The organism is Roseovarius sp. MBR-79, assembly GCF_053628555.1.
On record NZ_JBRJGP010000043.1, the window covers coordinates 1 to 10,340 of the forward strand.

Below are 10,340 nucleotides of genomic sequence, written 5' to 3' on the forward strand. Positions count from 1 at the left end.
ATCTCCTTGGCGGTGCCAGCCGCCGGTTGGGTGGGTTTCGTTCACCCGGAGATTACGCCACCTTCAAATTTCCACCACCTTCGCGACACGACCTGGACCTGCGTGCGCTTGTAGAGAAGAGCGGCGATGCCGATCTGCTTCGCGAGATGATCGGCTTCGCTGCCGAACGACTGATGGAGCTGGAGATTGGTGCCAAGAACCTGCCCTGCCGAATTTGGTGAGGCGTGCCGCTCAAAATCCCGTCACGCACATACTGGACTGGTGGCAGATCTCGATGCGGGTCAAGCACGTTGAGAATGCGGTGCAAGTACTTTTGCAATGGAAGAACTTTTCAGGGTTGCGACGCCTCTTCGAGCGCCCTGCCGAAATACTGCGCTGGTACCTTTGGCACGGGAAAGTGATCACCGCCGCGACAACCCTCAAGATCCTCCAAATCGATTGTGATCGATTGCGCGCCGAAACCCGGGAATTACGGGAAGCGGTCAGACGCGTCAAAGCCCGATGTCAGGATCTCTATGCCTACCTTGCGAACAACTTCGACGCCCTCGTAGACTACGGCCATCGACACCGGAATGGCCTCGCGGTTTCATCGTCCCGGGCAGAACGCTGCGTCGATGATACCGGGAACACTCGAATGGGCAAGCGACGGCGCATGAGGTGGTTACCGCAGGGCGCACATCGGGTTGCCGTCACGCGGGCGGCTGTCCCTGATGGAAGGCTAGGCGCCTCAAAGCGGGCCGCTTGGCCACCTGGTTTTGCCCACTCCCCACAAGACCGGCACCCGCTTTTGCGTGACGATCTCGGGGTGAGCCGCTGGCGCGGGTAAAGCTCGACGACAGCAAGCAAGCCGGCAGCTACTACAGGCGCGGAGCGCATCCCTGAGAAGACAGGGATGCACCTGAGCGTGATTATTGCAATACTTCGGTCCAGATCTGTGATTGCAGATCGTTCACCTCCTGCGAGCAAGCAGGGCTGAACTTGCCCGCCGCCGCCAGCTCTGGCGCGACGACGATTTCCGGTGCCTCGCGCATCACCTCATCCATGAACGCCTCGGATCCGGTCACGCCATTGGCGTAGCGCGCAAAGTTCGAGATCATCGCAGCATTCTCGGGCTCGAGTATGAAATTTATGAATTTCATGGCGTTTTCAGGGTTTTGCGCATCAGCCAGTACCGCGGCGCTGTCCATCCAGATCGGATAGCCGGTTTTGGGATAACCATAGGCAAGGTCCGCGTTCTGCAAACGCGCCCGCATGGTCGCGCCGTTCCAGTAAATTCCGGCCGAGAAATCGCCGGCGACATGGGCATCGACCGTGCCGTAATCCAGCGCTTTCCAATGTGCCTTGGCTTCGACCAGAGTGTCGCGCACCTTGCGCATCACCTCCATATCGGTGGTGCAGGATTCGCCTCCCGCGTAATAGATCGCGATGGCCATGACATCGGACATTTCGGGGATGACATTGATCTGCCCCTTCAATGCGTCTGGCGGGTTGAAGATGATGGAAGCGTCGTTGATGTCGCCATCATAGACACTCGTATTTACGATCAGGCCGGTGGTGCCCCACTGCCACGGAACAGAATATTCGCGGCCGGGGTCGAAATCGACATTGACCCATTCCGGCGCGATATTGCCATGGTTGGTGACGATGGATTTGTCGAGCGGGACGATCAGCCCCTCGGAAATCCAGGTCTGCATGTAGGAATTCGACGGCACTACAATGTCAAAGCCATGACCGCCCTGACGGATGCGCGCAAGGGCCGTGTCGTTGCTGTCATAATCAGTGACATTCACCTTGATGCCGGTTTCCGCCTCGAACTTGGTCAGCAATTCGGGGTTGGTGTAGTTGCCCCAGTTGTAGAGGTTCACCACGCCTTGCGCGCTTGCGAGGCCGGTGGTCGCCAAGAGTGCGGTCAGGCCGCTTGCGATCAGTTTCTTCATTGGTCGTCTCCCTGTGGTCATGGTTGCGGTTATACCCTTTTACGGGTGATCAGGAAAAACACGCTGACCACCAGCAACGACAGCGCCAGAAACAGCGTGGCGATGGCGTTCATCTCGGGGGTAACGCTGCGGCGCAACTGGCCGAGCATATAGGTGGGCAGAGTGTCCTGCCCGGCGGATTTCACGAATTCGGTGATCACGACAGTGTCGAGCGATACAACGAACCCGAGCATGAAGCCTGCCACGATCCCCGGCACCAGAAGCGGCAGGGTGACATGGGTAAATGCCTGCACGGGGGTTGCATAGAGATCGGCCGCGGCGGTCTCGAGCGTCAGGTCCATCGTCTCGAGCCGGGCGCGGATCGGCAGATAGGCGAAGGGAATACAGAAGGCCGTGTGCGCCGCCATCAGATACCCCATTCCCGAATACCCTGTCTGCACCTTCAGGAAGGCGACAAAGATCAAAAGCGCGATGCCGGTCACGATCTCCGGCACCATCAGCGGCTGGTTGATCAGCGCATAAATCATGGTCTGGCCCGGAAACCGGCTCACTCGCGTTGTGGCCAATGCCGCCAGGGTTGCCAGCACCGTGGCAATACCGGCGGCGACCAGCGCCAGCCAAAGCGAGCGGATCGACACATCGACGACCTGCCGGTTGTTTAACGCGGCTTCGTACCATTTCAGCGATAATCCGCCCCATATGGATTGCGATTGCGCCTCGTTGAAGGAAAAGACGACCAGCGTGATGATGGGCAGATATAGCAACACCAGCGTCAGGATGGCGATTACGCCAAATCCGGGCAGGGAGCGGACATTGAACCTATGACTGGCCATCGCGCCCCCCGGTTTCGCGGGTGGTGATGCGCAGATAGAATACCAGCGCCGCGACAACGATCACCAGCAACACCATCGCCAAGGCCGATCCAAGCGGCCAGTTGCGCCCCTGGCCGAACTGCAAGCCGATCAGATTGCCCAACATCATCGTCCGACCGCCGCCCAGCACGCGCGGCGTGACATAGGCACCGATCGAGGGAATGAACACGAGGATGGAGCCTGCAATAAACCCCGGCTTCACCAAGGGCAGGATCACATGCCACAAGACCTGCATGCGACTGGCGTAAAGGTCATATCCCGCCTCGACCAGTCGAAAATCCAGCTTGTCCATCGCCGCATAAAGCGGAAGCACCATCAGGGGCAGGAACACGTAGCTCATGCCGAGCAAAACCGCGAAATCGGTATACATCAGTTCCAGAGGCTTGTCGATCAGGCCCAGCCAAAGGAGTGCCGTGTTCAAGGTGCCGCTGTTGCGGATCAACTCCTGTATCGCGAAGGTGCGGATCAAGAGGTTGGTCCAGAAGGGAACGGTGATCAGAAACAGCCAGATCATCCGGCGGTTGACCGGGCGTGTCGCGATGAACCACGCTGTCGGAAAACCCAGTGCCGCGCAGATCACCGTCGTCTGAAAAGACAGCCACAAGGTGCGCTGGAACACCGCCAGATGGTCCGCGTTGAGCGTGACATTTTCGGGATCGAAGATATCGCGCTTGAAGAATACCCGGAACCAGGCTTCGGTCGAAAAATCCCACGACACCCCGCCCATATTGCCGGGGCTGAGGACGGAATAAACCGCAACGATCAGCAGCGGGCCAGATGCGGCAAGGATCAGGACCACAAGCGCCGGGCTCACCAGTATCCATTTCCAGCGATGCGAGTCGCGTTTCATCACGACCCCCGCAGAACCTGAAGCGCGCCGGGCATCAAGGACAAGCCGACCCGCGCGCCCGTCTCCGGGTCCGCCTGCCCGATGGTGTTCTGACGCCTGACTGTAAAGGCCTGACCATCCTCAAGCGTCAGATGGATATGCGTGTCGGTGCCAAAGAAAACCGCGCCGGTCACGGTCGCTAACAGATCGCCCGTACCCGCCTCGACCAGCTGCGCCTGTTCCGGGCGGATCACGGCGGAAACGGCCTCGCTCACTGCCGGAGTCACCCCCTCGGCAATCCGCGCCGGAACTATTCGGCCACCGGGCAAGGCCAGGTCGGCACCGCGCCCCTGCACCGTGATCACCTTCAGGGACAGAAAATTCGTCTCGCCGATGAAATCGGCCACGAAGCGCTCCGTCGGGGCGTGATAGATGTCATGCGGACTGCCCAGTTGCAGGATGCGCCCCTTGCTCATGACGGCAAGGCGGTCCGACATGGTCAGCGCCTCTTCCTGATCATGGGTCACGAAAACAAACGTGATGCCGGTTTCCACCTGAAGCCGCTTCAACTCGGTTTGCATTTCCTTGCGCAGCTTGAGGTCGAGCGCGCTCAGCGGTTCATCGAGCAAAAGCACGCGGGGTCTCGGGGCCAGAGCACGGGCCAGTGCCACGCGTTGCTGCTGCCCCCCCGACAACTCTGCGGGCTTGCGCGAGGCCATGGCCTCCATCTTGACCAGTCGCATCATCTCTGCGGTGGTGGTCTCAATTTCGGAGCGGGGACGGCCGAGCATCTTGAGGCCAAAGCCTATGTTCTGCGCCACGGTCATATGCGGAAAAAGCGCATAACTCTGAAACACGGTGTTCACCATACGCCGGTTCGGGGCTTGGCCTACGACATCCTGCCCCTTGATCCGGAGCTGCCCGCTGCTGGGATGTTCAAACCCGGCGATCACCCGCAGGAGCGTGGTCTTGCCACAGCCGGACGGCCCGAGGAGGGTGAAAAACTCGCCGGTACGGATCGTCAGATCAATCCCGGTCAAGGCGTGAAACGCGGTTGCGCCCTGGCCAAACACCTTGCTGACCGCCTGGATTTCGATTTCGTTGCCGCTTTGTTGTGCGCCGTCGGCCACCATGTCTTCCTCTTTTTCCGACAGTCGAGCGCGTGTTGCCGAATCTTTCAAGCGATTTCGATCCCCCGGTCCTGATCGACGGCAGCATCCCAGACGATCCGACCGCCACAGATGGTTTTTTTTACACCCAGGCTGGCGATCTGATCTGCGGGCACCGCCTCGACATCCCCCGACAGAATGACCACATCGGCCAGGTAGCCGACACGCAACATGCCTTTGCGGTCCTCGGTATGTTCGGCATATGCCCCGCCGATGGTATAGGCGGCCAGTGCCTCGCGCAGGGTCAGCCGCTCGTCTTGTCCGCCCTCATAGGGCTGCCGTGTCACCGCCGCCTGAATCGAGCGGAGCGGGTTGATATCGGCCACCGGCCAATCCGAGGCGAACACGATCCGTGCCCCGGCATCGCGCAACGTGCGGGTTAGATAGGCATCGGCCCAGCGGTCGCGTCCGATCTTGTCGAGGGTAGGAAATAGCGGGAAATCCATGGCACCCGGCGGATGTGACGGTTGGACGGAGGCCAAGACACCCATTTCGGCAAACCGCGGAATATCGCCACGGTCGATCAGTTCGATATGCTCGATCCTGTGGCGCGCGTCGCGCCGACCATTGGCCTCGCGCGCGGCCTCATAGCCGTCAAGCACCCTGCGCACCGCCCCGTCACCGATGGCATGGACCGCGATTTGAAGCCCGCGCCGATCCGCCTCGATGCAGACTTCCGCAAAGCGGTCCGCCTCATGCAGCGGCTCGCCGCGCCAGCCGGGCTGATCGGGATAATCGTTGAGCATCACGGCGGTGCCACTGTCCACAACCCCGTCCATGAACAGCTTGACGAAACCGGAGGATAACCAGTCATCGTTGTAATCGGCGCTCATGGCGCTGGCCTTGGCGAGGTCGGAAATCCTGTGGTCGTTGCGGTAATGATACGGCACCCTCACCCGCGCCGTCAGCCTGTCCTCACGCCGCAAATGATCGAGCACCTCAAGCGTGTAGCGGTTGCCATCCATGTTGACGAGACTGGTGAACCCGTGCCGCGCGCAATGGCGCAATCCGCGCTCCATCGCCGGTAAATCCGCCAGCATGTCGTCATGCGTCGGCTTTGGCACCGGATCGGCCCCGGTGGCGATCCCTGCCATGATACGGTTTTCCCCGGCCAGCCGCAGCACCGGTGCCTTGGCCTCGAACTCCCGCAACTCTCCGGTGGCAAGGCCATTGTCCATGACGATCTCATTGCCCGGGCCCAATTGCGCGCCCCGGAGAATGCCCGCCTGTTCAAGAGCCATGGTATTGGCCCAGGCGGTGTGATGGTCCGCCGCCAGCAGGCAAACAGGCCGGTCCGGCAAAATGGCGTCGAGATCGTGCCGGGTCAGCGGGTGATCGTAAATACCGTAATCGCAGCCCTGTCCCACGATGACGTTGCGCTCCGGATTGGCCGCCGCATAGGCGTGGATCGCATGAGCCAGCGCGTCAGGACCATGAACCCCGAGGAGTTGCAGATGCGCCAGTTCAGAGCCGCCCATGAACAGGTGCAGATGGCTTTCGATAAAACCCGGAAGCACTGTCGCCCCCTTCGCGTCAATCACCGGACAGTCCGCACCGGCCATCGACCTGGCCGCGCTGCCGAGGGCCGCGATCCTGTCGCCGGCAAGAGCCACCGCATCGGTTTCGGGGGCGTCGGGATCCATGGTCAGACCGCGCGCGTTAATGATCAAGAGGGTGATAGGCATCTGGCACCATGATGTTGCAAATTTCGACGATAGCAGAATGCTGTTTGCCGGTCCAATTTTTTGATCAAATTTGCACCATCCGGAGCGTTTCGCGCAAACGCGGCCTGAGGCGGTGATGGCCCTTCCCGGTGATGTCATGACACAGGCTGCCTTGGCGGCTCACGGCCGCGGGAACGTGGGGCAGGCCATCCCCTCGCGATGACGCCGTGAAAGGCCGTTCACGGGACCGCAAAACCGCACTCGACCCGCTTGACAACGCCGGCGACGGGGAGCGGTGCGTGCACGGGAGCCTGGTGGAGGTCGATTTTCGAACCGCGCGCGGTTGACGGCAGAGACAAAAAATAATATTTTTCATGTTGTTATGATGGCTCTTCCACCTTTCGGCAAACCATCGGGGCCAATTGCCTTGTGCCTCGGTCCTAACTGGGTAGTATCCCCGCGAAAACGGAGGGGGAGAGCATGATCATTCGGTCTGTCGACTGTCTGAACGAGATCGTGGGACGACTCGTTTCGGTTGTCGCGATCATGTTTGCGGGGATCATCATTTACGATGTTTTCATGCGTTACGTGTTCAACGACCCAACCCGCTGGGCCTTTGACGTCACGAAGCAGATGTTCGGTTTCTATTTTGTTCTTCTCGGCGGCTATGCGCTTCGGCACAATGCCCATGTCCGGGTAGATCTGCTCACGGCCAATCTGTCACAGACGCCGGCCCGCATTGTTGATGCGCTGGGATATCTGATCTTTTTCTTTCCCTTCGCCTGGGTGTTTGCATCCCGGTCCTATGATTTCGCGATGCGGTCCTATGCGCAGGGTGAAACCACCTACGGATCGGTGCAGCTTCCCGTCTATCCGCTCAAGATCGCGATGGCGGTCGCCGCAGCCTTGCTGCTGCTTCAGGGAATTGCGGAAGTTCTGAAGATAGTCCTCAATCGTCAGGAGGCGCAAAGTGACGCCTGAAGTCATTGCCCTTTGTATGTTCGGCCTGCTGCTGCTGGGTCTCTTCATGGGGCATCCGCTTGCCTTCGTATTGGGCGGCACGGCCGTTCTGGGCGCGCTGATCGCTGGCAAGCCAATGGTGCTGGGCATCGTCATCAACCGTATTTTCGGCGATGTGCTGGACAATTTCACCCTGATCGCCATCCCGCTCTTTGTGCTCATGGCCCGATTTCTATCAGACAGTGGTGTGACGGATCGAATGTTCGAGTCGCTCCGGCTCATGATGTCCAACGTGCGCGGCGGTCTGGCGTTGGCGGTTGTGTTCATCTCGATCCTGTTGGCGGCAACAACCGGCATAATCGGGGCCTCGATCACGGTCATGGGCGTCATGGCCCTGCGCCCGATGCTGCAATATGGCTATAGTCCGACGCTCACGACCGGGGTTATTGCGGCCTCGGGCTGTCTCGGGATTCTCATACCGCCGTCGATCATGCTGATATTGATGGCAAGCTATTCCCCTCTTTCGGTCGGAGAGCTCTTTGCCGGGGCCATGATTCCCGGCGTGGTGCTCGGCCTGCTCTATGCTGTCTGGGTCGTGATCGTCGCCATCGTAAGACCCGACATGGCCCCTGCCGTGGAGCCTGATGAAAAAGTCAGCCGCGCCGCACTTCTCAAGATGCTGGCGATTGAGGCCGTTCCGCCTTTGGTGTTGATCCTCGGCATCCTCGGCTCACTTCTGATGGGGATCGCCACGGCAACAGAGGCTTCGGCCATAGGGGCTGCGCTGGCGCTCCTGATCGTCATCTTTCGCGGCAAGTTCCGGTGGGCCAGTTTTTACGGCGCGATGCTGGAAACCGGACGCACCTCGGCGATGATCCTTTTTATCGTGATCGGGGCGACGGCCTTTACAGGCGTGTTCAACATAACTGGAGGGCTGCGAGCCACGCAGGAGATCATCCGCGGCATGGATATGGAGCCGTGGATGCTGATCACGGTGATGATGTTCATCGTGTTCATTCTGGGCGCGTTCCTCGACTGGACCGGGATCGTGCTTCTGTCCTTTCCGATTTTCCTGCCGATCGTCCAGGAGATGGACATAAGCCTGTTGTGGTTCGTGGTACTGATGTCGGTGGTGCTGCAGACATCGTTTCTTACACCACCCTTTGGATATGCGTTGTTCTACCTGCGCGCCATTGCTCCCAAATCGGTCAAGACTTCGGAAATCGTCATCGGGGTGTTGCCATTCATTGGCTTGATCCTGATCATGTGCCTCGCTGTAGCCATGTTCCCGCAACTGGTCCTGTGGCTGCCAGAGACTCTCTACACCAAGTAAACAAGGAGACTTCCATGCAAACGAAAACTGCCCTCGTGACGGGCCTCGCACTGGCCGCAGGGATTTCCACGCAATCCCATGCACAGGACAGCTGGACCATGACCACCACATGGCCGAGTTCGCTGGAACTGATCGAAATCGACAAGCACTTTGTAGAGCTCGCCAACAAGCTGACCGGTGACGCTCTGACCATCGAATTCTTTGAAGGCGGCGCGCTTGTGCCTGCGGGTGAAGTGTTCGGCGCTGTGGAATCCGGCACCATTCAGGCCGGGGCGGACTGGCCCGGTTATTGGGCGGGCCGGGATTCGGCCTTTTCCCCTCTGGCAACCACAGCCAGCCTTTTCAACGCCATCGACTATGTCAACTGGATCGAACAGTGGGGCGGCGCTGAGCTCTACAACGAAATCTACGGCAAGTTCGGCATGGTCTATCTGCCCTATGGCGTGACCAACAACGAATCCGGTTTCCGTACCAATGAGGCAATCGTGACCCTTGAGGATCTGCAAGGCAAGCGCCTGCGCCTTTCGGGTCTCGAACAGGGCCGTTTGCTCGAGAGACTGGGCGGCAATCAGGTGTCCATGGCTGGTGGCGAAATCTATCAGGCGCTGGAACGCGGCGTGATCGACGGTGCGGAGTTCTCGACCCCCAACGTCGATTTTTCCGGCGGCTTTCACCAGGTCACCCAGTTCTGGGCAACCCCGGGCTGGCACCAGTCGGCCTCGGTCTTTGGTGTGATGATCAACAAGGCGTCGTGGGACGCACTCTCGCCTGAAACACAGGATGACCTTAAAATCGCGGCTCAAGCCAATCTTATCTGGTCGCTCTCGTTCACGGAAAAACGCGCGACAGAGGCCTATCAGCAATTCGTTGACGCGGGTATCGAGATCACCCGCTATGACGACGAGACGCTGGCGCGCGTTCAGGAACTTGCCAACGAAGTGATCGTTGAGACCGCATGCGAAAACCCTGCCTCCGCCAAGGTCTATCTGAGTCAACTCGAGTACCTGGCCGACTACGCCAAATGGCGGGACGCGTCCGCCCCCTTTAATCTGGGCCGGACCCCGAATGGCCCGGACATCGAGGCCATCCGCGTGTGCGCCGAATAAGCGTGACATATCAATAGGGAAGGTTGCCTTACCGGGCGCGAAGGTCAGCCCCATGCCGAGAAAGTCCCCGCCATTGGCGGGGACTTTTTGCTGGTTATCTGATTGGTCTTGCAAGAGCCGTGCTGCCGGCTGGTCTGGCTGGCGGGGTCTTAAGCAAGCATCCGCCGAGGGCCGCGGTCAGGCAGCCTTGACCTGGTGCGTTGCTTCGTTCCATCACCACGGCAGCAACTCGTGCAGGCGTGAGACCGGCATGTCGGAGATGTCGGCGATGACGTCGGCGAGCCATGTGTCACTGCATCCTAATTAATCAGATTCTGCGGATTCGGAGCATTTTTGGGTCGTGTCGCGAAGGTGGTGGAAAATTGAAGGTGGCGTAATTGTAATCGGCGGAGCAATACTCGGCCACGGTAGCGGCGGCATAGTGTTGTCGCGGGCGGCGTAAAAGTCGGCCACTTTTGTCCTTTCGGATT

General features: G+C 59.6%; 9 protein-coding genes and 1 pseudogene. 5 read left to right on the forward strand and 5 right to left on the reverse strand.

Going from position 1 to position 10,340, the window contains the following annotated elements; genetic code table 11:
* Window positions 1-221, forward strand: a 221-nt coding sequence (locus ACSSV8_RS19405) for a hypothetical protein (protein ID WP_454283571.1), incomplete at its 5' end; no start/stop codon positions are given.
* Window positions 197-742, forward strand: a pseudogene (locus ACSSV8_RS19410) (ISKra4 family transposase); the annotation flags it as partial. The gene ACSSV8_RS19405 and the pseudogene ACSSV8_RS19410, both read left to right, overlap by 25 nt.
* 166 nt (window positions 743-908) lie before the next feature.
* Here the strand turns inward: ACSSV8_RS19410 and ACSSV8_RS19415 are convergent.
* The 5 genes from ACSSV8_RS19415 to ACSSV8_RS19435 are packed head-to-tail and all read right to left on the reverse strand — an operon-like array spanning window position 909 to window position 6,450.
* Window positions 909-1,937 (reverse strand): ABC transporter substrate-binding protein, encoded by a 1,029-nt coding sequence (locus tag ACSSV8_RS19415; protein WP_354540544.1) that lies wholly within the window; start codon window positions 1,935-1,937, stop codon window positions 909-911.
* 29 nt (window positions 1,938-1,966) lie between these two features.
* Entirely contained in the window at window positions 1,967-2,770 is an 804-nt protein-coding gene (locus ACSSV8_RS19420; RefSeq protein WP_454283569.1) for an ABC transporter permease, read from the reverse strand.
* The gene (locus ACSSV8_RS19425; protein WP_354540542.1) at window positions 2,757-3,659 is read right to left on the reverse strand and encodes an ABC transporter permease; all 903 of its coding nucleotides are present in this window, start codon (window positions 3,657-3,659) and stop codon (window positions 2,757-2,759) included. Before ACSSV8_RS19425 ends, ACSSV8_RS19420 begins: the two co-directional genes overlap by 14 nt.
* Window positions 3,659-4,771 carry an ABC transporter ATP-binding protein gene (locus ACSSV8_RS19430; RefSeq protein ID WP_354540541.1) on the reverse strand — a complete coding sequence of 371 codons (1,113 nt, stop codon included), beginning with the start codon at window positions 4,769-4,771 and terminating at the stop codon, window positions 3,659-3,661. Before ACSSV8_RS19430 ends, ACSSV8_RS19425 begins: the two co-directional genes overlap by 1 nt.
* Window positions 4,772-4,815: 44 nt before the next feature.
* The gene (locus ACSSV8_RS19435) at window positions 4,816-6,450 is read right to left on the reverse strand and encodes an amidohydrolase (RefSeq protein WP_454283570.1); all 1,635 of its coding nucleotides are present in this window, start codon (window positions 6,448-6,450) and stop codon (window positions 4,816-4,818) included.
* A 501-nt stretch (window positions 6,451-6,951) separates the two neighbouring features.
* Here ACSSV8_RS19435 and ACSSV8_RS19440 point away from each other — a divergent pair.
* From ACSSV8_RS19440 to dctP, 3 genes are read left to right on the forward strand one after another with little or no spacing between them, the layout of a single operon-like run.
* Window positions 6,952-7,452: a TRAP transporter small permease subunit gene (locus ACSSV8_RS19440; RefSeq protein WP_354540539.1), complete on the forward strand. Its 501-nt coding sequence runs from the start codon at window positions 6,952-6,954 to the stop codon at window positions 7,450-7,452.
* Window positions 7,442-8,764 (forward strand): TRAP transporter large permease, encoded by a 1,323-nt coding sequence (locus tag ACSSV8_RS19445; protein ID WP_354540538.1) that lies wholly within the window; start codon window positions 7,442-7,444, stop codon window positions 8,762-8,764. The genes ACSSV8_RS19440 and ACSSV8_RS19445 overlap by 11 nt, the downstream gene beginning before the upstream one ends.
* 14 nt (window positions 8,765-8,778) lie before the next feature.
* Window positions 8,779-9,870, forward strand: a complete 1,092-nt coding sequence (dctP, locus tag ACSSV8_RS19450; RefSeq protein ID WP_354540537.1) for a TRAP transporter substrate-binding protein DctP — start codon at window positions 8,779-8,781, stop codon at window positions 9,868-9,870.
* Window positions 9,871-10,340 lie beyond the last annotated feature (470 nt).